Annotated in this window: 24 protein-coding genes and 2 tRNA genes; 19 read left to right on the top strand and 7 right to left on the bottom strand. The window is 39.7% G+C overall.

What is annotated here, in order from left to right; all coding sequences use genetic code 11:
- The first annotated feature begins 122 nt into the window (after positions 1-122).
- Positions 123-2,084, top strand: a complete 1,962-nt coding sequence (locus NU887_RS12745) for a M1 family metallopeptidase (protein ID WP_258423770.1) — start codon at positions 123-125, stop codon at positions 2,082-2,084.
- 16 nt (positions 2,085-2,100) lie between these two features.
- On the opposite strand, the gene NU887_RS12740 is transcribed toward NU887_RS12745, so the two are convergent.
- The 5 genes from NU887_RS12740 to ruvC form a co-directional block, all read right to left on the bottom strand.
- Positions 2,101-2,295, bottom strand: coding sequence for a hypothetical protein (locus NU887_RS12740; protein ID WP_258423769.1), 195 nt, complete (start codon positions 2,293-2,295; stop codon positions 2,101-2,103).
- Between the two features lie 53 nt (positions 2,296-2,348).
- Complete coding sequence (locus NU887_RS12735; RefSeq protein ID WP_258423768.1) at positions 2,349-3,476, bottom strand: SO2930 family diheme c-type cytochrome; 1,128 nt, start codon at positions 3,474-3,476, stop codon at positions 2,349-2,351.
- A gap of 3 nt (positions 3,477-3,479) precedes the next feature.
- Positions 3,480-4,781 (bottom strand): parallel beta-helix domain-containing protein, encoded by a 1,302-nt coding sequence (locus NU887_RS12730; protein WP_258423767.1) that lies wholly within the window; start codon positions 4,779-4,781, stop codon positions 3,480-3,482.
- Between the two features lie 127 nt (positions 4,782-4,908).
- Positions 4,909-5,472 carry a Crp/Fnr family transcriptional regulator gene (locus tag NU887_RS12725; RefSeq protein WP_258423766.1) on the bottom strand — a complete coding sequence of 188 codons (564 nt, stop codon included), beginning with the start codon at positions 5,470-5,472 and terminating at the stop codon, positions 4,909-4,911.
- Positions 5,473-5,570: 98 nt separating this feature from the next.
- Positions 5,571-6,152, bottom strand: coding sequence for a crossover junction endodeoxyribonuclease RuvC (ruvC, locus tag NU887_RS12720; protein ID WP_258423765.1), 582 nt, complete (start codon positions 6,150-6,152; stop codon positions 5,571-5,573).
- Between the two features lie 21 nt (positions 6,153-6,173).
- Here ruvC and NU887_RS12715 point away from each other — a divergent pair, with 21 nt between their 5' ends.
- From NU887_RS12715 to NU887_RS12645, 15 genes are all read left to right on the top strand, one after another.
- Positions 6,174-7,292, top strand: coding sequence for a glycosyltransferase (locus NU887_RS12715; protein ID WP_258423764.1), 1,119 nt, complete (start codon positions 6,174-6,176; stop codon positions 7,290-7,292).
- 24 nt (positions 7,293-7,316) lie between these two features.
- Entirely contained in the window at positions 7,317-7,568 is a 252-nt protein-coding gene (locus tag NU887_RS12710) for a transcriptional regulator (protein WP_258423763.1), read from the top strand.
- Positions 7,558-8,790: a PP2C family protein-serine/threonine phosphatase gene (locus NU887_RS12705; protein ID WP_275982370.1), complete on the top strand. Its 1,233-nt coding sequence runs from the start codon at positions 7,558-7,560 to the stop codon at positions 8,788-8,790. Before NU887_RS12710 ends, NU887_RS12705 begins: the two co-directional genes overlap by 11 nt.
- Before the next feature lie 10 nt (positions 8,791-8,800).
- A complete protein-coding gene (locus tag NU887_RS12700) occupies positions 8,801-9,421 on the top strand; it encodes a polysaccharide deacetylase family protein (protein ID WP_338081000.1) in 621 nt (206 codons plus the stop codon).
- Positions 9,418-10,524, top strand: a complete 1,107-nt coding sequence (locus tag NU887_RS12695) for a glycosyltransferase (protein WP_258423761.1) — start codon at positions 9,418-9,420, stop codon at positions 10,522-10,524. The genes NU887_RS12700 and NU887_RS12695 overlap by 4 nt, the downstream gene beginning before the upstream one ends.
- On the top strand, positions 10,521-11,297 hold the full coding sequence (locus NU887_RS12690; RefSeq protein ID WP_258423760.1) for a TatD family hydrolase: 777 nt from the start codon (positions 10,521-10,523) through the stop codon (positions 11,295-11,297). The genes NU887_RS12695 and NU887_RS12690 overlap by 4 nt, the downstream gene beginning before the upstream one ends.
- Positions 11,294-12,367: an asparaginase gene (locus NU887_RS12685; protein ID WP_258423759.1), complete on the top strand. Its 1,074-nt coding sequence runs from the start codon at positions 11,294-11,296 to the stop codon at positions 12,365-12,367. Before NU887_RS12690 ends, NU887_RS12685 begins: the two co-directional genes overlap by 4 nt.
- A gap of 81 nt (positions 12,368-12,448) precedes the next feature.
- Positions 12,449-12,536: transfer RNA gene (locus tag NU887_RS12680), tRNA-Ser, on the top strand.
- A 381-nt stretch (positions 12,537-12,917) separates the two neighbouring features.
- A complete protein-coding gene (locus NU887_RS12675; protein WP_258423758.1) occupies positions 12,918-13,724 on the top strand; it encodes a MotA/TolQ/ExbB proton channel family protein in 807 nt (268 codons plus the stop codon).
- Between the two features lie 56 nt (positions 13,725-13,780).
- The gene (locus tag NU887_RS12670; RefSeq protein WP_258423757.1) at positions 13,781-14,110 is read left to right on the top strand and encodes a hypothetical protein; all 330 of its coding nucleotides are present in this window, start codon (positions 13,781-13,783) and stop codon (positions 14,108-14,110) included.
- Positions 14,110-14,751 carry an ExbD/TolR family protein gene (locus NU887_RS12665; protein ID WP_258423756.1) on the top strand — a complete coding sequence of 214 codons (642 nt, stop codon included), beginning with the start codon at positions 14,110-14,112 and terminating at the stop codon, positions 14,749-14,751. The genes NU887_RS12670 and NU887_RS12665 overlap by 1 nt, the downstream gene beginning before the upstream one ends.
- A 1-nt stretch (position 14,752) precedes the next feature.
- Positions 14,753-15,214 carry an ExbD/TolR family protein gene (locus NU887_RS12660; protein ID WP_258423755.1) on the top strand — a complete coding sequence of 154 codons (462 nt, stop codon included), beginning with the start codon at positions 14,753-14,755 and terminating at the stop codon, positions 15,212-15,214.
- Positions 15,215-15,276: 62 nt separating this feature from the next.
- Complete coding sequence (locus tag NU887_RS12655; RefSeq protein ID WP_258423754.1) at positions 15,277-16,605, top strand: MFS transporter; 1,329 nt, start codon at positions 15,277-15,279, stop codon at positions 16,603-16,605.
- Positions 16,598-18,073, top strand: coding sequence for an NAD(P)H-hydrate dehydratase (locus NU887_RS12650; RefSeq protein WP_258423753.1), 1,476 nt, complete (start codon positions 16,598-16,600; stop codon positions 18,071-18,073). Before NU887_RS12655 ends, NU887_RS12650 begins: the two co-directional genes overlap by 8 nt.
- 67 nt (positions 18,074-18,140) lie before the next feature.
- On the top strand, positions 18,141-19,382 hold the full coding sequence (locus tag NU887_RS12645) for an MFS transporter (protein WP_258423752.1): 1,242 nt from the start codon (positions 18,141-18,143) through the stop codon (positions 19,380-19,382).
- Between the two features lie 29 nt (positions 19,383-19,411).
- Here NU887_RS12645 and asnS read toward each other — a convergent pair whose 3' ends face one another.
- Entirely contained in the window at positions 19,412-20,863 is a 1,452-nt protein-coding gene (gene asnS / locus NU887_RS12640) for an asparagine--tRNA ligase (RefSeq protein ID WP_258423751.1), read from the bottom strand.
- Positions 20,864-21,054: 191 nt separating this feature from the next.
- Here asnS and rpoN point away from each other — a divergent pair, with 191 nt between their 5' ends.
- Together rpoN and NU887_RS12630 are read left to right on the top strand one after the other, a co-directional pair.
- Positions 21,055-22,512: an RNA polymerase factor sigma-54 gene (gene rpoN / locus NU887_RS12635; RefSeq protein ID WP_258423750.1), complete on the top strand. Its 1,458-nt coding sequence runs from the start codon at positions 21,055-21,057 to the stop codon at positions 22,510-22,512.
- Positions 22,513-23,130: a phosphatase PAP2 family protein gene (locus NU887_RS12630; protein WP_258423749.1), complete on the top strand. Its 618-nt coding sequence runs from the start codon at positions 22,513-22,515 to the stop codon at positions 23,128-23,130.
- Positions 23,131-23,180: 50 nt separating this feature from the next.
- Here the strand turns inward: NU887_RS12630 and NU887_RS12625 are convergent, their stop codons facing one another.
- Positions 23,181-23,921, bottom strand: a complete 741-nt coding sequence (locus NU887_RS12625) for a porin family protein (RefSeq protein WP_258423748.1) — start codon at positions 23,919-23,921, stop codon at positions 23,181-23,183.
- 174 nt (positions 23,922-24,095) lie between these two features.
- Between NU887_RS12625 and NU887_RS12620 the strand changes: the two genes are divergently transcribed.
- Positions 24,096-24,169: transfer RNA gene (locus NU887_RS12620), tRNA-Arg, on the top strand.
- Positions 24,170-24,583: the final 414 nt, after the last annotated feature.

Raw genomic sequence — 24,583 nt, 5'->3', positions numbered from 1 at the left:
CGATTTCCAAATTTCCCTTATTGAGTGAATGTTTGGTTTTTTGGGATTTGGGAGCTTAAAAATGAATTTTTTCTTCTGATCCTATTCTGTATTTTAGCCGAAATATTAAATAGTTGGAATTTATGATAAGAATTAAAAGTGTAAAAATTTTTGCATTCCTTATTGCATTGGTTTTTGGACAGGACATTCAGGCTCAGGTAGTCAAAGACAACAGGGACGGGGCATTTACCGAATTTGGGTATAGACAAGGCACAGCCTATCGGACTGCTTCCGGAAAGCCCGGTCCGATGTATTGGCAAAATGGTGCTGATTATCTGATTGACGTGGCTTTGGACGAAACCAACCATATCCTAAAAGGAAAAATCACCATCACCTACAAAAACAACAGCCCTGAGAATCTGGATTTTGTATGGCTTTACCTAGAGCAAAACAGGTTTATTGCAGACTCAAGAGGGCAACTGACTACTCCTGTACAGGGCAACCGCTACAACGGGGACGTAGATGGCGGCTATAAAATTGAAAATCTTAAAGCCCAAGTCGTCGGGAAAAACAGACCTGTTTCGGAGAAACACCTGGTCAGCGACACGAGAATGCAGGTGTTTTTTGCAGAGCCCATTCCTGCAAATGGGGGGAAAGCAACTGTTTCTATGGACTTCGAATACAAAATTCCTGAAAAAGGAATGGACCGCATGGGCCGCCTTAAGGTCAAAGACGGTACGATCTACGCCATGGCGCAGTGGTATCCCAAAGTCGCAGTATTCGATGATGTGACAGGTTGGAATACTGATCCCTATCTTGGTGCAGGGGAATTTTACCTCGGTTATGGGGATTTTGAATACAAGGTGACCGTACCTTTTGACCACATTGTTGTTGCTTCAGGGGAATTGCTCAATCCTACTCAAGTGCTTACCAAAGAGCAGCAGAACAGGATGAATAAAGCTGCTCAAAGTGATGAGCGTGTGTACCTCATCAGCCCTGAAGAAGTGACAGATTATGCCAACCACCGCCCAAAACAGGATGGAACCATGACTTGGCATTTCAAAATCAACAATGCGAGAGATGTGGCATTTTCCACTTCCAAAGCATTTATATGGGATGCGGCAAGGATCAACTTGCCGAGTGGAAAGAAAGCCATGGCACAGTCTGTCTATCCAAAGGAAAGTGACGGGCAGGAAGCTTGGGGGAGATCAACTGAATATGGCAAAGCCTCCATTGAACATTATTCCAAAAAATGGTATGAATACCCTTATCCTGTTGCGGTCAATGTGGCTGCAGAAATCAACGGCATGGAATACCCTGGAGTCAATTTCTGTAGCTGGAGATCCAAAGGAGCCGGACTGTGGGGAGTGACTGACCATGAGTTTGGGCACAACTGGTTTCCAATGGTGGTGGGTACCAATGAAAGAAGACATGCGTGGATGGATGAGGGATTCAATACTTTCATCAATTATTACAGTTTCCTGGAATTCAATAACGGGGAGTATACCAACTCTTTGATCCAAACAAGAAGATACCTTGGTTGGCTGACCAACAAAGACCGTGAACCGATCGCCACCCATGCTGACAGGACCCAATCCAACAACCTTGGCATGGTAGCCTACATGAAACCGGCTTTGGGTCTGATCATGCTGAGGGAATATGTTCTAGGGGCGGAGCGTTTTGACAATGCCTTCAAATCTTATATCAAAACTTGGGCTTACAAGCATCCACAGCCCACGGATTTCTTCAACCACATGGAAAATGTTGCAGGTGAAAACCTGGATTGGTTCTGGAAAGGTTGGTTTTATAGCAATGCCAACATCGACCTTGCCATCAATAGCGTACAACCTTATGGTGCAAACTATATGGTTTCACTTTCCAATCTCGGTGAAATGCCGATGCCGGTACTTTTGGAAATCACCTACGATGACGGTCAAAAGGAAAGAAGAATGCTTCCTGTAGAAATCTGGTTCAAAGGAAACCAATGGACGCACCTGCTCAAAGTCGATAAAAAAGTTGTCGGTGTTGAAATCGATCCTGACAAAGTGATCACAGACACCAATATTGCCAATGACAAATGGCCTAGTGGTGTTTATAATGATTAATCTTCAAAAAGCCGAATCAATCGATTCGGCTTTTTGATTCATTGATTTGTGCTACTTCGTAGAGGGTTTTTCCCAAATCTTCTAACATCGCCTTTGAAAATGCCTCAGGATTTTCCAAAGCCAGTTTTTGCATTTCCCTGTCAATTTCAGCCTGTTCTTCCTTTGAAGCTGTTCGGAAACGCATTTTGAGGTTAATGATTCTTTCTTTCAATTTTCCTTAATCGGGGTTTATTTTTAAGCTTTTTTCTTTGTCGGGAATTCTTTTTATTTCATTCCGTTAATCCAATCCTTAATCAATTGCAATCCTTCTTGATGAACTGTTACCCTTCCAATTTCGGGCATGGCAGCACCTACCTGATTGGTGGACATACGGTAAGTCAGGATGGATTGGTCTGCCTGACCGGGTACAATATCGTATTTGAATGTCCCGGCACCGAAACCGGCCGCAACAGGAGTTTTGTTGATGCCAAGCTTCAAGGGGTCTGTTTCCTCATAAGTCAAAAACAAACCTGAAGTGCCTGCGGGTCCATCCGCCCGGTGGCAATGTCCGCAGTTGATGTCTAGATAAGCTTTTGCACGGAGCTCTAAGGAATGGGAAGAAATATTGTAATCCACCATGGCCGGATAAGTTGTTGGATCATTCAGATCCGAGAGGTATCCAATTTCTTGCCATTTTATGAGTTGGTTTTTTTCTCCTTCGGCAAATCTGATTTCATGGTTGAGATGCTTGGCTTTGACACCGATAGGAACAAGTTGCTCTTTCTCATTGTGGCAGCTTTTGCATTGATTTTTGTTGGGCACGATGTAATTGATGACTTGCTCTTTTCCTTGAAGATCTGTCCACCCCACCTTGATTTCTGCTCCTACGACTTTATAGGTTGCATCACTTTGGTCGTCTTTCCAAACGTATGGGAAGGCATCCCAAACCCCGTTTCTTTTTACCATCAGGCGGGTTTCTATGATTCTCTTTTCCGCTTCAGGTTTTCTGAAGTCGGCAGGATAATAGAAGTTCTTGATGATGACAGTATTGTCAGGAAAATCCATGCTGCCTTCGATATCTTCCCGGATGCTGGCAGCAGTACCTTCAGGCATCCAGATAAACCTTGACTTGTGTGCATAATCAGTGAATAGGGAAGAAGCAGGTTCATACAAAAGTACACCATTATCAGGATCAAGAGATTTCAGTTTTCCTTTGAAAAAACCATAATCAGACAAGTTTTTGAAAGGAATCTGAGTAAAATCCAAAGAAGCAGTTTCGACCAATGGCGCTTCTGTTTCTGAGATTTCGACTTTGCTTACTGCGGTTTGATCCTGTTTTTTTTCGCAGGAAAAAACCAAAAGCAATAGGCCTAAAGCCAAGTTAATCGAAAAGTACTTTTTATACGATTTCATAACTTAAAGATCCGCAATGGCACTGACATCTGTTTTGACCTGCACTTCACAATTGAAAGGCGCATAATCCTTTGAAGATTTGATATTGTCCTCACCCTCCCAAAGGTCAAAAAGAGTAAAATGCATCTTTTCCATTTCCTTTTCCCTGATACAGATTTTCATGGGATTTGATTGGATATTGTCTGATATGGTCTTGTCCCAAAAACCATCATAGATGATATCCTGAGTTCGGGCAAATCCATGGGCATTGTACACTGAAATCAGCTGCCCAAATTCCTTGGTGAAATCAGGGAAATGCCAGGTTCTTTGGTAGTCATTGTCATGTACAAAAACATTGGAGGTAAAAGGAGACCAATTTGGGGCATCCATCGGGAATCCTGTGACGTGGTAATTGGCAATGGCGAGCCCCACTGTTTTGTTTTTATGGATTCGGTTGTTAAAAATTTCAACTTCCTTGGCAGCCAAAATGACGATGCCCGAACCGGGAGGAATCATCGTCACGGTATTTCCGTTGGGATCCTCACTCAGCGCAGTGGCAAAATTTTTATGGTTGTTGTGGAGGATTTCGTTGTTATAGATTTTTGTTCCCTGCCCATCGGACTTTGGAAGACCGGGAAGATTGAATACCAAAATCCCTCCTGAGTTATCCCGGACTGTATTTCCGTAAACTTCGGCATTATCAGAGTTTTCGATTTCTATTCCTGCCACATTGCCAAAGGCTAGAGAATTTCGGACAATGATATTTTCAGATTGGCCGACATAAATCCCGGCATCTTTGGAATGGGAGGCGATGCATTTGTCGATCAGGACATTTTTACATTGGACAGGATAGATGGCGTAGGTGCCGTTTTTGGATTTGTCGCCATTGGTCCAGGTGACATTGACTTTTCGGAAGGTAATCCCGTCACAATGTTGTGATTTGATCCCATCGCCAGGAGCATCTTCCACGCTGAGGTCTTGGATCGTGATGTTGTTACCCACCAATTTCACACCTTCACCTCCTGCTTTAAGGTCGCGGAAGGAAAGGACAGTTTCGGTCAATCCCGACCCTTTGATGGTGATGTGGTTTTTATTGTCTAGGATCAGTTGGGTTTTCAAGGCATAAAATCCTGCCGGTATTTCAATGACAGTACTGTCTTCAGCAAGTACAAACTGCTCGATGACTTTCTCGATTTCTTCCTGCGTGGCTATTCTTAATTTGGAGGAATCAAAAGTGCTCTCCGTCGTGCTGCTGTTGCAGGAAAAAAATAGGGAAAGCAAAAAACCAATTCCCAAAAAAGGGGTCAATAGATGATGTTTTTTCATGGCGGGTTATGGGTTGTTTGGGGAGCACATCTGCCGCTTGACAAGGGAATGAGAATTGTTGCCAATTCGGAGATTGTGCAAAATTACCATTTATTGAGAGGGAGAACTATTGATAAAAATCAAAAAATCAGATGCTTGCGCGGATCCTGCTAAGGGTTTCCAGGCTCATATCGAGATAAGATGCGATCTGGCCCACTGCTGCCTTTTGGATGATATGTGGTTGGTTTTCCATCAATTCAAGGTAGCGCTCTTTGGCGGTTTTGAACTTTGAAAAAATGAGGTGCTCCTCCAAAGCCACATAATATTGCTCCAGAATCAGCCGGTACAAATGCTCCAAATGACTGTCTTTTTCAAACAAATCCATTAAGTCTTGGTAGCTGATTTGGTACAGGTGGCAGTGCTCGAGGGCTTCGATTGTTTCATATGAAGGTTTTTGGGAGATAAAGCTAGCCATAGATGCAATGAATTCCCCCTGCATACTGAAGCTGATCGTGATGTCTTTATTATCTTTGAAATAATAACTTCGGACAAACCCTTTCTGAATAAATGAAAGCCGATCGCATATTTCACCTTCCCGGATTAGGAAGCCTCCTTTAGGTATATTAGTTTCTTGAAGTTTCCTGACAAACCGCTCCAAGGATTCTTGTGGGATGTTTGAAAATTTTTGAAGGATATTGAGGATGGTTTCCATCTTTGGAATATTTGGTATACCGAAAGAAATGTCAAATCAGATATTCAATGGATATGTGGTTTATCGGAAAACGTCAACCTAAAATCAGGGAGTAAACTTCATTTTGGACTTTTTACCCGGTTAGGGTTGTCTTCCAGGAATGATTTCCATCCTGCCGTCCTGCCTCTTGTCTGCAGCCTGCCATCATGAAAATGATGGCAGAGGGCTACTGCAAGCGCATCAGTCGCATCAAGAAGCTTTGGGATTTCTTCTATTTTGAGCAGGGTTTTGAGCATTTCTGCCACTTGGATTTTCGAAGCATTTCCATTTCCGGTGACAGATTGCTTGACTTTTTTGGGAGAATACTCCGTAATCGGAATATCCCTCGCCAAAGCTGCTGCCATGGCAACCCCCTGTGCACGGCCAAGTTTGAGCATGGATTGGACGTTTTCACCATAGAATGGTGCTTCTAAAGCCACCGTGTCAGGATGAAATTCATCAATGATGCCTGTTACCCTCTCAAATATCTTTTTCAGCTTCAATTCGTGGCCCACATACTTTTTGAGATGGATGACACCAAATTGCAACACACTGTATTTATTGCCTTCCACAAGCAACAATCCATAACCCATCACATTGGTACCGGGATCAATACCCAGAATTATTTTTTCCTTTGCGTCTTTTTTATCTTCTTTACTCATTACCGCAAGTTAAAGCAATTCATGCTAACATTTTACCTTTTGTTTGTGATAGTTTATGGGCTTTTGCTGCTATTATTGGGCAAAACCTGGAAGCAAAAACCCCAAATTTTCCCGGAATATAGAGAGTCTGAGTTGGTTACCATTTTGATTCCTTACAGGAATGAAGAACAAAATATTCCAGCCCTTTTTGGCCAATTGTCAGGTCTTTCCCATAGGCCGCTGCAGGTTGTTTTTATCAATGACCATAGTGAAGATGGTGGGAAAAAGAAGCTTGATGAATGGATTGAATCGCTATCAGAGGAGCAATTGGACATCATTTCGTTGGAAAGCGAAGGTGAAGGAAAGAAAGCCGCACTGAAAACCGGAATCAAAAAAGCCTTTGGAAGTCTTGTTCTGACCACCGATGCGGATTGTTTTCTTCCCAAGGATTGGGTGGAGAAAATGATCCGGCCCTTTTCAGATGAAAGCATAAAAATGGTCGCAGGTCCTGTTTTACCGAAAGGAGATATCGGTTTTTTTCAAAACTTCCAACAGATCGAATGGGCAAGTATTTTATTGGTGACACAAGCCGGATTTTATTTTCAATCGCCAATCATGTGCAGTGCGGCCAATATGGCTTACAGAAAATCGGCCTTTTTGGAGGTAGAGGGATATCATGGGAATGAGGGTCTTTTGTCGGGAGATGATGAGTTTTTATTGAAAAAGATGGTCCATAAATTCGGACCTGAATCTGTTGTCTACCTCCAGGAAAGCCTTGTTTACACACAACCGCAAGGTTCTTTGAAGGCACTCTTTTCACAAAGGATCAGATGGGCATCAAAATGGAATTCCCACAAATCATTGTCCCATGCCTTGGCTTCAGTCCTTCCAGCTGCTGTTCAGGTTGCCTTCCTATGGAGTTTTTCCCTCCTTTTTATGGGAAACCCCGGGATGTTGGTATTTGCAGCAGTCTGGATTTTGAAGATTTACTTTGAAACAAAATCCTTGGGAAATGTTTTGAGGAGTTTTGAGATTAGACCGCATTGGATCTGGTTTTTGTTTACAGGAATAGTCCATCCTGTTTACGTTCTTGTAAGTGCACTCGGGGCTTTATTTGTAAAATTTGAGTGGAAAGGAAGATATTCTTCTGGGAAGGGTTAATTTTGGGTCTGAATACAAAATAAAATGACTGACAATGAGTTTGATTTATTGGATGAATTGTATTTCGTCCAGCCCTTTAGTTATCTGAAAGAAACCCTGGGATGGGAAGACCAAAGGCTTTTGGTTACCTTGAAGACTCTCCATTCGAAAGGATATATCAAATGTCTTTTTGCACCTGACGATGAAGTTTTCGGTACAGTGGATTTTGAAGCAAAAGGAAAGGATTTATTTTACCTCGCCACCAAAAAAGGCCTTATGGAACATAATGCCCTCTAAAAAAACTGACGTGACCGTACAACTAGTCAAATATCAAAAGAAAGAACTTGAGCTAAAGGCGCTCTTGGAAATCACCCAGGCAATCAATGAGAATAAGTCTGCGGCTGTGCTTTTTGATATATTCAAATTTACCTGCTTGGTACATTTGAATATCAAGTCTATTCTTTTGTACATGTCAAACTATGACCACTTTGAAAAAAAAATCAGCCATGGGATCAAAAGCAAAGTCCCTGATGCGATTCTTTCTGAAAAAATAAATTTTGACAAAGCGAGCGGGGAATTGAATATTGAGGTGGGTGAAGGTTTTTCGTTTGCTGAACTTGAAAATTACCTTCCTGTTTTCCACAAGGAGAAAATGCTTGCCATTCTTTTTCTCAAAAAGAAAGATGAAAAAGAGGACTTAGACCTTGATTTCACTCAAGCACTAACCAATATCATGGTGGTGGCATTGGAAAACAAGCGCTTTGCCAAGCGGCAACTTGAGCAGGAAAGGCTCAATAAAGAAATGGAAATCGCCTCCAATGTGCAGCGGATGCTTTTTCCTGCAGTCCTTCCACAGACTGATAAGCTCAAAGCCAAAGTGACTTACATTCCCCATTCTACGGTAGGCGGGGATTATTATGACTTGATCCAAAAATCCGAGGAAGAGGTCTTTTTCTGTATAGCCGATGTATCAGGAAAAGGCATGCCGGCGGCCTTGCTCATGTCCAATTTCCAGGCAGCATTGAGGACCTTGCTGAGGAGTTCTTCAGATTTGAAAATGATCGTTGAGCAGTTGAATTATACCATCTTTGACAATACCAAAGGGGAGCGCTTCATTACTTTTTTTCTAGGTTATTACAATTACAAAAAAAGAGAACTGACCTACGTCAATGCCGGGCACAATCCTCCGGTATTGTGTTGGGAGGGAGAAAAAAGGACGGAGACATTGGGTGCAGGGACAACTGTACTCGGGGCATTTGAGGAATTGCCATTCCTGGAAGTGGGCAAAAGAAACCATCTTAAAGGCTTTACACTCCATCTTTATACTGATGGCTTGACCGAAAGCTTTGACAAGAATGAAAAGGAATATGGAGATGATCGATTCAATCAATTTGTAAAAAGCAACCTTTGCCTTGATCCAAGTGTGTTTCATCAGCTGTTTTTTGAGGAATTGAGAATTTTTTCCACCGGTGGTGAGCAAAGGGACGACATTACCCTGCTCAGCTTAAGACTGCAATAAAATGGTCTGGATGCATCACGTGCCCTCCTTGATCCCGAAAGTTTTCGATAAATTTATCTGGAACAAAAACCGGGATGAAAAGACGATTTACCTGACTTTTGATGATGGTCCGGTGCCTGAGATTACGGATTTTGTACTGAATGAACTTGCAAAAAGAGACATGAAAGCCACGTTTTTTATGGTAGGTGCCAATGTCGAAAAGCATCCAAACCTTGCCAAAGAAGTACTCCAAGGAGGTAATGGAATAGGCAACCACACTTTTAACCATTTGGATGGATACCGAAATCCTGATGCCTTGTATCTGGAAAATATTGAAAAGTGCCAGAAGATTCTTCAGGATACACTTGAGGTAAGCCCGGTAAATTTCCGTCCACCATATGGAAAGATTTCCAAAACCCAATCTAAGCTTATACTTGCACATCATCAGATCGTCATGTGGGATGTTTTGTCAGGAGATTATGACCAGGATCAAAGTGCGGAGAAATGCCTGTCCAAAACCATCCAATACAGCAGAAACGGATCCATCGTACTTTTTCACGACCAACAAAAAACAGAAAAGATTGTTAAGAAGGTGTTGCCCGATTATCTGGACTTTATAATAGATAAGGGCTTTCAAACGGGGGTGTTATGATTTATGGAGTGGCGGTAGTTGTGGTTTTTTTATTGCTGTTGCAGGATTTTTTGCTTGTGGTTTTGCTTCAGATGAATTTTGAAAAATACGATGAAACCCAAAAACCGGATTTTCCAAAAGTTAGCGTTTTGATTCCCTGTAGGAATGAAGCCCAAAACTTACCCCGGTGTCTTGATTCCTTAGAAAATCTTGATTACCCTGAAGACAGGATCCAATTTGTTTTTGGAAATGACAGAAGCACAGACAAGACAGCAGCAATCCTCAGTTCTTGGGTGGCTAGCCATTCCAATTCGATATTGGTGGAGGTGGTTGAAGGAGACAGCAAGAGGAGGAACGGAAAGGCGAACGCCCTTTTTCAAATGGCTAAATCCGCAGATGGAGATTTTTATTTATTTACCGATGCGGATTGTGAGGTTCCATCTCAATGGATCAAATCCATGGTTTTGGCTCAAAAAAATGCTGATTCGGGAATTGTCACAGGTATCACGCACATTGGTATCTGTTCTTTATTCGGAAAAATGCAAGCTTTCGATTGGTGGCTTTCCTTAGGAATGGTCAAGGTGATGAATGACCTCGGCATATCGGTGACTTCGATGGGAAATAACATGCTGATTACAAAAAAGGCTTATGACTCCGTGGAAGGATTTGAAGGCATCCCATTTTCCCTCACAGAAGATTTTGAAATGGGAAAAGCTGTTGAAAAGAAAGGATATAAAGCCATCCATCATGTCTCAGAGGAGAATTTGGTGGGGACATTACCCCAACAAAATATCAAGGGATTATTGGGCCAAAGAAAGAGGTGGATGCATGGGGCAATGGATTTGCCGATGTATTGGAGAGCTGTTTTGGCGATGCAGGTCTTATTTTTTCCTGCTATTATTTATTTGTGTTTTTTACAGCCTTTTGAAGGAGTTTCGGTTTGGTTGATTAAAGTGGCAATCCAATCCTTATTTATTTACTTATTCTCGCTCAAAACAGGTCAAAAATTAAAAATTACCACTTTGTTCCTTTTTGAAATATATTATTTGTTTACTTCATGGTCCACAATAGTTTATTATTTTTGGCCGTCAAAAACAGATTGGAAAGGGAGAAAATACGGATGAAGTTTACAGATACACATGCCCATATCTATTCAGACAAATATAATGCGGATAGGGATGAAGTGATAAGTAGGACTGTGGAGAATGGCGTACACAAAATCTACATGCCCAATGTTGATGTGAACTCCATTGATGCGATGTTGGAAGCAGAGATGAAAAACCCTGGTGTCTGTATCCCTTTGATGGGCTTGCATCCCTGCGATGTCAACAAAGAGTTTGAAAAACAGCTCTATATCATGGAAGAATGGATCGAAAGGCGGGAATTTGCAGGAATCGGTGAAACGGGATTAGATCTGTATTGGGACAAGACTTTCTTTGAGCAGCAAAAAGAGTCGCTAAAAATCCAGATCCAATGGGCAAAGAAAAAGAAATGGCCGATTATCTTGCATTGCCGTGAATCCATGAACGAGACCATTGCAATCATCAGGGAAGAAAAAACAGATGACTTGAAAGGGATCTTCCATTGTTTTACTGGGTCAGTAGAGCAAGCCAAGGAAATCATTGAATTGGGTTTTTTGCTCGGAATCGGTGGCGTTTCAACATACAAAAATGGAGGTTTGGATAAAGTATTGCCCGAAATCGGTTTGGAACACCTGGTCTTGGAAACTGACGGACCATACCTCGCTCCCGTGCCACATCGGGGCAAAAGAAACTCCACAGAATACATTCCTTTGATTGCGCAGCGGGTTGGAGATTTGACGATGAACACTTTGGAGCGGGTTTCTGAGGTTACTGAAGAAAATTCAAGAAAAATATTTCATCATTTCCAGCTATGAACTATAAAATAATCAGGATCAATACAGCAGCCAAAAATGCGGTTCATTCTTCTGTACTCATTATTTATACAGGAGGAACATTGGGAATGGCATATGATGAATCCGGCGCTTTGGTCCCCTTCAACTTTGGGCAGATCATGGAAAAGGTACCTGCCCTGACCAATATGAACATTGCCATTACGGTTATTTCTTTTCCAGAACCGATTGATTCCTCCAATATCAACATGCAATATTGGTTTGACATGGCCTACATTATCTATGAAAATTATGACAGCTATGACGGTTTTGTGATTTTGCATGGCACAGATACCATGGCGTATTCTGCTTCGATGATGAGCTATATGCTGAATGGACTGAGCAAGCCTGTGGTATTTACAGGGGCGCAGTTGCCGATCTCTGCTATGCGCTCAGATGCAAGGGAAAACCTGATGACAGCGTTGGAGATCGCTACTGCCAAATCAAACGGAAGGCCGGTGGTACCTGAAGTCTGTATATTTTTCAACCACATGTTATTGCGTGGTAATCGGGCAAAGAAAGTGCAGAGCGTCCATTTTGATGCGTATGAATCCGAAAACTATCCTGCCTTGGCAGAAGCAGGGATTATCATTGATTATAATTATTCTGCAATCAGGCCATATGAGGAGACCAAAAAACTCAAGTTTTTCAATAAACTTGACAACAATGTGATCATCATCAAGCTTTTTCCCGGCATCACTGCAGCAGTCTTGGATTCTTGTTTCAGCATCAAGGGACTTAGGGGAGTGGTATTAGAAACCTACGGTTCCGGCAATAGCCCAAGTGAAAAGTGGTTTACAGAATCCTTGGAAAGGGCGGTTAAAAAAGGAATAATCATCCTCAATGTATCACAGTGCAATGGCGGTAGGGTTATTCAGGGAAGGTACCATACCAGCAAAGACCTGAAAAGAATCGGCGTATTGAGTGGCAGTGATATCACCACCGAAGCGGCGGTCACCAAGATGATGTTTCTTTTGGGCAATGAAATAGATGATGCCGAAATCAGGAGAAAACTCGTATTGCCCATAGCAGGTGAAATGTCTCCGCCAAATTAAGGGCCTTTTTTTAAGGGAGAAGTTTGGATAGCCTCCGATTAATTTATTTCTTTGCACTCCGATTCAGAAAATGGATCAACTAGAGAGGTGTCCGAGTGGTTGAAGGAGCACGCCTGGAAAGTGTGTATACCTCTAAAGGGTATCGAGGGTTCGAATCCCTTCCTCTCTGCAAAAAGATAAGCTCAAGGCTTATCTTTTTTTTTGGATTTTATTTATTTTTTTGACTCCTACAGTAATTTTTACTTCTAATTATGAAGGCTTATTTTTTGTTTTAAATCAAAATTCCGAAGGATTTCTTCATTCAAACCCCTTAAATCCTGTTTTCATTCCTTTTAATTCCCGTCTAGGTCCATTTATATAAATTTTCTAAACCTTTCATTTTCCTTGATTTAGCTTTCGGGAAATTCTGTCTCAAAAGCCCATAAGTCATTTTCAAAAAATTTATGAAAGTTTCCTTTGCATTTTGAAATGAAAAAATGATAACTTTAAAATCTCATTATTAATTTAGAAACCGTTTAACCTTTATTTAATTCTCTTTAAAATCTACATTATGAAAAAGTTAATCGCTTTGTTCATGCTTTCCGGAATTTTGATGTTTCCGGTAACTACGAAAGCTCAAGACGCAGATGCTCAAGACACTGCCGCAGTTGAAACCACTGAAGTTGTGGAAGCAGCTCCAACAGAACCGGCTATCGTCGATGACGAGGTCATGGCTGAAGAGCAAGGATTCCACCAAATTATCAAAGAAAAGTTCATCGAAGGTGATCCAACTTACATGTCTCCAGTATTGATCTGTTTGATCTTAGGTCTAGCTGTAGCACTTGAAAGAATCGTTACTTTGAACCTTTCTACAACAAACACAAAGAAATTATTATCAAAAGTAGAAGCAGCTTTAGAACAAGGCGGTATCGAAGCGGCTAAAGATGTTACTAAAAACACTAAAGGCCCTGTAGCTTCTATCTTCACTCAAGGTTTGATGAGATACACTGAAGGTATCGAAATGGTTGAAAAATCAATTATTGCCTACGGTTCTGTAGAAATGGGCAGGTTGGAAAAAGGTTTGGTTTGGATTTCACTATTCATCTCACTTGCTCCAATGTTGGGTTTCATGGGTACGGTTATCGGTATGATCGGTGCATTTGATGCTATCGAAGCTGCAGGTGATATATCTCCTTCTCTTGTTGCCGGTGGTATTAAAATCGCCCTTTTAACAACTGTAGCAGGTTTGATCGTTGCGATTATTCTTCAATTGTTTTACAACTACTTGGTTTCCAAAATCGATTCTTTGGTGAATGATATGGAGGATGCTTCCATTTCATTGGTTGATATCCTAGTGAAGCATAAATTATCAAAATAATATTGATTGAGCATTAGTTCAATTGATTCTTCACATTAACTAAAGAAAAACTAAATATGGATTCTATAGATATTTTCCTATACGTAGCTGATATTTTAGTGATTGTCGGGATTATTTTAGCGGTGGTGATGCCATTGATAAAATCATTTGACGATCCTAAAAGCTTATTAAAATCAGCGCTAGCAATAGTGGTTTTAGCAGCATTATTCTTTATTGCTTATTCCATTTCTGATGGTGAGGTCCTACCTAAGTTTGCAAAAGAGCCTTTTAACCTCACTGAGGGCATGTCCAAATTCGTAGGAGGTTCTCTAATTATGACTTATGTAATGACAATTGTTGCATTGGCAGGTATAGTAATTACTGAAATCACTAAAGCAATAAAATAATGGCAAAAGGTAAAAACAGAACATCTCAAGAGGTAAATGCAGGTTCCATGGCGGACATTGCTTTTCTGTTGCTTATCTTCTTCCTGGTCACCACTACTATTGCCTCTGATAAAGGTATTCAAAACCTTCTTCCTCCTAAGCAGGATCCTAATGTAGAGCCACCAGAAATTGATTTGAACAAAAGAAACATCTACAATATCTTGATCAATGCAAATGATCAACTTCTCATCGAGGATGAGTATGTTGAAAATACTGATTTGCTTTCAGAAGATATCAAAGATTTTCTTTTGAATTTTGGTGCCCCAGATGAAGAAGCAGTGGCTTTATTTAACAGCCTTCCACAATCTCTGAAGGCAAGGGCAAATAGAGATCCAAATTCTTCGGATCACCCCATGAATGGGGGTGCAGTTGTTTCAATCAAAACCAATAGAGGCACGAGTTATGAGAAATACCTAGAGGTGCTAGATCAGGTAAAAAGAGCATATTTTGAAATCTATGCTGAAAGGGTTGGTTTGACCTCAGACCAATACAGGGCATTGACAGGTAAAAACCCTGCTGAAAAAGCACTGATTGACAAAGGCAAAGAAGGTATTCCTTTAGCGATCTCAATTGCAGAACCGGATAAAATAGGAGGAAATTGATATGGCAAAGTTTAAGAAAAAAACCAAGACTTCGGAAAACATTCCGACCTCGGCATTACCTGATATCATCTTCATGCTCTTGTTTTTCTTCATGGTTACTACTGTGTTGAGAGAGCAGGACATCCTTGTTGAGCAAAAATTGCCTCAGGCAACCCAACTTCAGAAATTGGAGAAAAAGACGTTGATTTCTTATCTATTTGTTGGGAAACCGAAAAACACCAATCTCTATGGTACCGAACCAAGGATACAGGCGAATGACGTGTTGATCAATACAAAGGATATTATCCTTTGGGTAAACCAAGAAAAAGATAAACTTTCTGAGGCTGAAAGAGACCAAATTACAATCTCAATGAAAGCTGACAGGGACGTAAAAATGGGTCCGATTTCAGACATTCAATTTGAATTGAGAGAAGCAGATGCACGTAAATTATTATATGCATCGACCGGAAAGGTTCAGAATTAATAAAATTCAAATTTCAAATCATAAAGCTATCCCATTGGGATAGCTTTTTTACTTTTGTTTAAATGGAAGTTTTGGAAATTACTCGAAAGAAAAAAGTTCAGAACGCTTGGGCCATGTATGACTGGGCCAATTCTGTCTATAGCTTGGTAATCACCTCTACTATATTCCCTGTTTATTTCAATGGAGTGACCAAGTCCGATGAATATGGGGATGTAGTTTCATTTTTTGGATTCAAGATTGTGAATACAGTTTTGTATTCTTATTCCATATCTTTTTCCTTCTTGGTAATCGCCTTGATTTCTCCTTTACTTTCCGGAGTAGCTGATTACAGTGGGAAAAAACTCTTTTTCATGAAATTATTTGCCTATTTAGGTTCTATAGCCTGCATCGGTTTATTCTTTTTTGACAGTAATAATTTAGAATATGGAATTATCTGTGCCGTATTGGCAAGTATTGGTTATGCAGGAAGTATAGTTTTCTATAATGCCTTCTTACCTGAAATAGCGACTGAAGAAGAATTTGATTTTTTGAGTGCAAGGGGTTTTGCGCTAGGGTATGTGGGAAGCGTGATTTTGTTAGTCTTGAATTTATTTATGATCCAATCTCCTGAGACTTTTGGATTGACAGATGGAGGTCAGGCCGCCAGATGGTCATTCCTGATTACGGGTTTTTGGTGGGCAGGATTTGCTCAGATTCCCTTTAGATATTTACCTGATAATCCGTACAATAAAAAGGTAAAGAAGGCGCTATTTTTAAAGGGCTATCGGGAAATAAATAAAATCTTCCAAATAGTAAAGAAGACCACAGTCATGCACAGGTTTTTAGCAGCCTTCTTTTTTTACAGCATGGGGGTGCAGACTGTTATGTATCTTGCAGCCACTTTTGGTGACAAAGAACTCGGTCTCCCCGGAGATAAGTTGATTGTTACCATATTGATTATTCAGATCGTAGCTATTGGAGGAAGCTATCTGTTTGCTTATTTGTCCAAGAATTTAGGAAATAAGATTTCTCTTGTGATCATGGTTTTTGTTTGGGTTTTAATTTGTGGAGCGGCTTATTATGTTACCAATGAATATCAATTTTACGCTTTGGCTTTTGTAGTTGGAATGGTAATGGGAGGTATCCAATCCCAATCGCGTTCAACCTATTCTAAATTGATACCAAAAGATACAACCCAACATGCTTCCTTCTTTAGTTTCTATGATGTGACAGAAAAAATTGCCATCGTTTTGGGTACTTTTTCATATGGGATCATCGAGCAGATTACCGGAAATATGAGAAACAGTTCATTGGCTTTAGGTTTATTTTTCTTTGTAGGGCTTGGGTTTTTACTTTTGCTTAGGATTCCAAAACAGGATTTTCAAAATATTGTTGAAATAAAGAATGCTTGAAATAATTGAGGGAAATAGGGTTTCAGAATTGGATAAAGCTTTTGCCAAATCAGAAGGAATGTCATCATGGGATTTGATGGAAAGGGCAGCCATATCTTTTTTCAACTGGTTTAAGCTTCATTTTACAAATTTCCCCAATGAGATTTTTATTTTTTGTGGACCCGGCAATAATGGAGGAGATGGGTTGGCCGTGGCGCGATTACTTGAAATGGATGGTTTCAAGGTAGCTGTGGTTACTTTTGAGGATGTTTTAAATTGTAGCCAAGACTATCAAATCAATTTTACTAAGCTCCCTTTGGGTGTCAAAGTATTGGTTTATGAAAGTTTAGAATTTGATCTTTTAAAAAATTGTATCTGCATTGATGCTATCTTCGGTGTCGGAGTCAATAGACCACTTTCTGGCAAGTACTTGAAGACTATCAATTCATTAAATAAGGTAAACGCAAAAAAAATCGCTATAGATTTGCCTTCAGGTATACCGGCTGACACTATTTTGGAAGGAGATGCATTTCAAGCTGATTTCACTTGTACTTTTCAATTTCCAAAACTCGGACTATTGATTCCTGAGCATGCAGATTTTACAGGGAAGATCGAAGTATTGGATATTGGAATTCCAGAACCGTTTTTAAAATCATTTAGCCAAAAAAAGTATTATGTTCAAAAAAAGGATATTCCATCTTTTCATAGAAAATTCAACAATTTTAGCCACAAAGGGGATTTTGGAAGAATTTTGTTGATTGGAGGTGATCAAGGAAAGATGGGAGCAATTTTACTTTGTTCTAGGGCAGCGTTGAGGACGGGAAGTGGGTTGGTTCATGTGTTTGCCCCATGGGATGAAAGGTTAGTCATACAGGTTGGGGCACCTGAAGTGATGGTTGTAAATGATTTTAGTCTATCTGACCTTGGGATCTTTGATGCGATTGGTATAGGCCCCGGATGGGGATTGGAAGTTGACCCTAATTATTTTGAAATGATCCTGCAATCTTTCAATTCACCTGTAGTAATTGATGCAGATGGTTTAAATATTCTTTCAAAAAATCCGAATTTGCTAAAGGCTATTCCGCCAAACAGTATCCTTACTCCTCATATCAAAGAGTTTGAAAGGTTAGCGGGTTCGTTCAAGGACCAAATTGAAAGGCTTGAAAAAGCAAGGGAATTTTCAATTAATCATAAAGTTTTTTTGGTATTGAAAGGGGCATTTACTTGTATCACTTGTCCTGATGGCTCTCAGTATTTTAATTCTTCAGGCAATAAATATATGGCAACAGCAGGATCAGGAGACGTCTTGACAGGGATGATTACCTCATTTCTCGGTCAAGGGTACGATTCTTTAAGCGCTGCGATTTGTGGTGTATTTCAGCATGGATTGGCAGGCGAATTGGCTTCGGTGAAAAAAAGAAGGGGAATGGTAGCATCAGATATATTGGAAACCATCCCACAGACTTATTTAAATCTTGATATTGAGTGAATTTTATTTACCGGAGTAAGAACTATAACAATTTCCTGATGGTTGCATTAAGAGTCTTTTCAATCTGATGAATAAAGAAAAATTAATACTTTGGACCATTGCCGCCATTAATTTCACCCACATAGTGGATTTTATGATTTTGATGCCTCTTGGGCCGCAGTTGATGCGGATATTTGAAATCACCCCTAGGGAATTTGGATTGCTGGTTTCTTCATATACGTTCAGTGCCGGTATCAGCAGCTTTTTGGGCGCTTTTGTTTTGGATAAGTATGACCGAAGGACAATTCTATTGTGGGTGTTTACAGGATTTCTGCTCGGAACCATTGCTTGTGCTCTTTCTCCAAATTATTCTGTATTATTGATTTCCAGGATTATTTCAGGTGTTTTTGGAGGCCTTACTTCCGCCTTGATTATGGCTATTATCGGTGATGTGATTCCCGATGCCCGTAGGGGTAAAGCTATGGGATTGGTCATGGCTGCATTTTCTGTAGCTTCGGTTGTGGGAGTTCCCTTTGGCCTATTTATAGCAAGTATTTCCAATTGGCATGCCCCATTTATTTTCTTGGCTAGTCTTTCTTTGGGTATTCTGTTTTTGATTTTCAAATATATCCCATCAATTACAGCCCATATAAACAGCCATTTAGTCAAACCAACACCTATACAAGTCATCAGAAGAGTAACCGGAAACAATAATCAGATGAGAGCCATTTCCCTCACTATCATGATGATGTTTGGTCAATTCATGATTATTCCTTTTTTGAGTCCGTATATGGTTGCTAATGTTGGCTTTTCTGAAATCCAGCTCACCTACATCTATATGGCAGGTGGCCTATTTACTATTTTTACCTCCCCTTGGGTTGGTAAATTGACAGATAATCATGGTAAGATTAAAGTTTTTACTGTGTTTATGACTTTGAATATTATCCCTATCGGGCTGATTACCCATTTGGGGCAAACTCCAATTCCATTTGTATTGATGATATCCACTTTGTTTTTTGTGACTTCCAACGGGCGAATGGTTCCAGCGGCAGCTTTGATTACGGGAACCGCAAAAGCCGAAAACAGAGGCAGTTTCTTAAGCTTCAATTCTGCTGTCCAACAATTAGCTGCAGGAATAGCTTCTTTTATTGCTGGATTGATTTTGGTGGAAGGAGAAGCCGGAATATTGCATAATTTCAATATTGTTGGTTATTTGGCAATTTTCTTCAGTCTGTTATGTATTCCTTTAGCCCGAAGAATAAAGGTTATTGATATCGGTGCGCCTTCGGTGAACCTTGCAGATAATTTGGAAGTTGAAAAAAGTATATAAAAAAAGCCGCATCAAGCGGCTTTTTTTAATTAAAATTCAGCGTGTCCGGGTGTTCGCGGAAATGCTATTACATCTCTGATGTTTCCCATTCCGGTGACGAATAAGACCAATCTTTCAAAACCAAGTCCAAATCCGGCGTGTGGTGTCGATCCAAATCTTCTTGTGTCAAGGTACCACCACATTTCCTCGGTTGGAATGTTCATTTCTTCCATTCTTTTGGTAAGGTAATCCAATCTTTCTTCCCTTTGCGATCCTCCGACAATTTCCCCAATTCCGGGGAACAAAATATCCATAGCCGCCACTGTTTTGCCATCATCATTCTGCCTCATGTAGAAAGCTTTGATATCTTTAGGATAATCCGTCAATATCACCGGCTTGTTAAAATGTTTTTCGACTAAGTATCTTTCATGCTCAGATTGCAAATCAACTCCCCATGATTCTACCAGGTATTGGAATTTCTTTTTCTTATTATGGTTGGAATTTCTGAGAATATCAATGGCCTCAGTGTAGGTTATTCTTTGAAATTCATTTTCTACTACAAACTTGAGCCTATCAATAAGCCCCATTTCACTTCTCTGATCAGCTTTTTTGGTGGTTTCTTCTTCAGCAGCTCTTTTGTCTAAAAACTCCAAGTCATCTTTACAGTTTTCCAAAGCATAAGAAATCACAAATTTCAAGAAATCTTCGGCAAGATCTTGGTTGTCCTGTGCATCATAGAATGCCATTTCAGGCTCAATCATCCAAAATTCGGCAAGATGCCTTGCGGTATTTGAATTTTCTGCCCTGAAAGTCGGCCCAAAAGTATAAATCTCCGCCAAGCCCATAGCCGCAAGTTCACCTTCAAGCTGACCGGATACAGTCAGATTTGTTTCCTTTTCAAAGAAATCCTCTTTGAAATTTATTTTTCCCTCCTCGGTCAAGGGAGGATTTTTAATATCCAGAACAGTCACCTTAAATGTCTCTCCGGCCCCTTCCGCATCGGATGAAGTGATTATCGGAGTATGGATATAGAAGAAGCCTTTGTCATTGAAATACTTGTGAACAGCAAATGCCAGAGCATGCCTTACTCTAAAGACTGCTCCGAATGTATTTGTCCGGATTCTCAGGTGAGCAATTTCTCTCAGAAATTCTAAAGAGTGTTTTTTTGGCTGCAGAGGATATGTTTCTGTATCTGCTTCTCCTAAGACTTCTATGGATGAAGCTGAAATTTCAGCTTGCTGACCCGCACCTTGAGAGGCCACGATCCTTCCATTGATTTTCAGACATGCACCTGTCGTGACTTTCTTAAGAATGTCTTCATCAATCAAAGCAGGATCTGCTACTACTTGGTAATTATTGATAGTAGATCCATCATTGATGGCAATGAATGTTACATTTTTATTGCTTCTCTTAGTTCTCACCCAGCCCATAATGGTGGCATCCTGACCGATATGATCATTTTCGAGAAGTTTTTTTATTTTGATTCTTTTATTGAAAGACATAGAAAAGAAAGATTGATTTTGAATGAATTATACCCATCTAGGATGTATTGTTAAAGGGAATGCAAAAAAACGATTAAATAAGCTTTTTATCAATAATTTGTTCTTATTTCCTAAATTTGAAATATTGAAAGTATAAGAAACACCGTTTTTGGTAAGCCTTCATTCTAAATTCTTTTGAAATATATTTGAGTATGCAAAAACTACATTTAAGTCAGGTACTTTCCCAAAAACTTTCTCCACAGCAGATTCAATTCATCAAACTGCTTCAGGTTCCTACCGCAGAATTGGAATCCCGTGTGGAGGAAGAACTCGAAATAAACCCGGCTTTGGAGGAAGGAAAAGAGGAGGACAGCAGTGAATCAGAGGATAATGATTATGAGGATACCTTTGAGGATGAAGCAGGGTTCGAAGACAAAGATGTAAATATTGATGATTATCTGAGTGATGATTACAGTGGCTATAAAATGCAGGGGGACGGTAATTATTCTCCTGATGAGGATGACAGGGAAATCCCAATATCCGGTGGCGCTTCCTTGCATGAGCAGCTGATTACGCAATTGGGATTTTTAAAGTTAAATGAAAGACAAAAGCTAATCGGAAGGCAGCTTATTGGAAGTATCGAGAATGATGGTTATATAAGGAGGGATTTGGAAGCAATAATCAATGACCTGGCTTTTAGCCAAAATATTGAAACAGATCTGGATGAGGTTGAAGAAATTTTGAGAAAAATTCAAAATTTTGATCCTGCCGGTATCGCAGCTAGAAACCTTCAGGAGTGCCTTTTGATCCAACTTGAAAGAAAGGAGCATCCTGATGACCCCGTTGTCCAAAATTCAATAAAGATCATCGTTGATTGTTTTGATGAATTCACAAAGAAACACTATACCAAAATCCAGAAGAAACTCGATTTGAATGATGATGATATCAAGGATGCTGTGAATATGATAACACGCCTGAATCCCAAGCCTGGTGGGACTTCTGACGGTTTGATCAAGACACAATATATAATCCCTGATTTTATCCTGACAAATGTCAATGGAAAGTTTGAGATTTCTTTGAATTCAAAAAATGCACCTGAACTCAGGGTAAGCAGGTCTTATTCTGAAATGTTTGATGCTTATGATAAAAGCGATAAAAAGGATAAAAAGCTGAAAGATACGGTCACATTTGTCAAACAAAAACTGGATGCGGCCCGATGGTTTATAGACGCAATTAAACAAAGGCAGCAAACTTTATTGAAAACCATGCAGGCTATTCTCGATTATCAGGAAGAGTTTTTTATTGATGGTGAGGAGACAAAGCTGAAACCCATGATTTTAAAGGATATTGCCGATAAGATTGAAATGGATATTTCAACAGTTTCCCGCGTGGCAAATAGTAAATCCATCCAAACAGAAGTTGGAATTTTTCCCTTAAAATATTTTTTCTCAGAAGGAATTGCTACCGATTCCGGAGAAGATGTTAGCAATAAAGAAGTAAAGAGTGTCCTTCAGGCCATGGTCGATGGTGAAAGTAAAAAAAGACCACTTTCTGATGACAAATTGGTAAAAATCCTGAATGACAAAGGGTATAATATTGCAAGAAGGACCGTGGCCAAATACAGGGAGCAATTACAAATACCTGTTGCTAGACTTAGAAAGGAACTTTAAGTGGCACAAAAATTAGCTTTGTTGGTTTCATACCTTTTTCAGCCACTGTTAATTCCGACGCTGATTTTCTTATTTCTGCTATTTGGAGTTCCGGAAATATCAGCATCTCAGTATTATAATGAGTGGTTAATTGTCTTGATGGTTTTCATGACCACGTTCTTAATTCCTGTATTGAGTCTTATTACGATGAAGCTTACAGGCAATATTGCTACATTTCATCTCAAAAGTAGGGAAGAACGTGTTTTCCCTTTTTCGATGGTCAGCCTTTTTTATGTGATGTCCTCGTATTTGTTTTATTTGAAATTTGAAATTGAACCTGTTTTTACGCTTAGTTTGGTTTCAATTTCAATATGTGTAATTCTATTGACCAGTATCTCATTTTTTTGGAAAGTCAGTGCACATATGACGGGAATTTCAGGGTTCTTGGCAATCATTTTTGTATTGGCCATAAAAAACCCCAGCGTAAATCTTATTTATATAATGCTGCCACTAATCATGATTTCCGGTATCATAGCATCCTCTAGATTATATCAAAATGCGCACAATCCAATGGAAATAATGGGAGGTTTTATTTTGGGATTTTCTGTTTGCTTTGGAGCATTTTACCTATACTTATAAAAAAAGCCGGCTTGCCGGCTTTTTTTATAAGTATAGGGTAATCAAAATTTTTAGAAAAGCGCAATTGAAACGCCGAAGTTAAGTTGGGTCGCTTGGGTGTTAAAAGGACCTTTGTTCTTTTGGAACACTTCGTTTAATCCATAATAACCCCAAAGGTTAAAACCTGGGAATCCCAACCTTGCATGGACCCCATATCTGAACTGGTTGAACCCAAAAGACTGCCTGTCCTTGATTTTTCTATCTAGTCCATCGGAATCGACATAAGAAATTTTTGTTTGAGACTGAAACAGGTATCCTATCTTCCCTCCAAAAGCGAATCTCACGCTTTTGTCATAATTGTTTTTATTGAAGTGATATCTAAATTCCAAAGGGATTTCTAAAAAATTAAGACCAACATTATTTTTTCCTACATTGATATCATCTCCATATACATCTGATATTGGAATGAGCTGACTAGAGTTTGGGCCGACTGCCGGATTATTGAAAAGCGCTTTATCGCCTTGAAATGCAAATTTATCTGAAGCTACTCCTAACCCGGGATTAAACGTAAATCCAGACTTTTCTCCAAAAATTCTGATTGGATATTGGTAATATATATTGAATGTCCTGGATTGAATAAATTGTGTATTTAACTCACTTGGCTTATTGTTTAATGTGTTAAAACCCAATTCTAAAAATAAATCTCCTTTTATATCCGGTCTTCCTCCTATTGGTGTTTTTTCTCTATTCTGTGCAAAAAGGGAAGTAATTAATATCAAATTAAGTAAAACTACTGATGTGAATCTTTTCATGAAAGGGGTATTATATTTAAAATTGGGGCTAAATTATAAAATCAAACTCGATTTGCGGTTCTTTTTGTCTTAATAATTCTTAATTGTTTTTTGGCCATTTATTTTTGGTTTATAAAACAATTGATCTTGTTTTTGTAAATCCAAAATTCGTAACTACTTTTGTAACCCCATTAAGGCCTCGTAGCTCAATTGAATAGAGCACTTGATTACGGCTCAAGAGGTTTCAGGTTTGAATCCTGACGAGGTCACACTTCACATCATTCACGGATGCGATTTAAATTTTGAGATGGTTAATTTTTATTGAAGGCCTTTGAGGGAAACTTAGATTTCATTTTGAAAAATTTGTCTCACGGATTCAGGAAGTTAGTTGAAACTTATTTAAAAAATCAACTTTCTGTGATTCCTTCTCTTGTGGTTTATCTAATTATTCTTACCTTTGCACTCCTGTTTGTAAGGAACGGGAAAAAGAGATGGGGCGAGAGTCTTACGATACTGCCGGATGAGGCGGTAAAAGTTCATTGAAATACTGGAGAAACGACATTAAAGATCCGGCAGTTAACACTGTTGGATTAGATTGAAGACAGGGCTAGGAAACGATTCTGCAGTGATGCAGAGAAAAAAAACTATACAATGGAGAGTTTGATCCTGGCTCAGGATGAACG

This window comes from Aquiflexum gelatinilyticum (assembly GCF_024741135.1).
In the GTDB taxonomy this organism is placed as follows: Bacteria; Bacteroidota; Bacteroidia; order Cytophagales; family Cyclobacteriaceae; genus Cognataquiflexum; species Cognataquiflexum gelatinilyticum.
The sequence above is the reverse complement of the archived record's forward strand: the minus strand, read 5'-3'. Positions and strand labels throughout refer to the sequence as shown.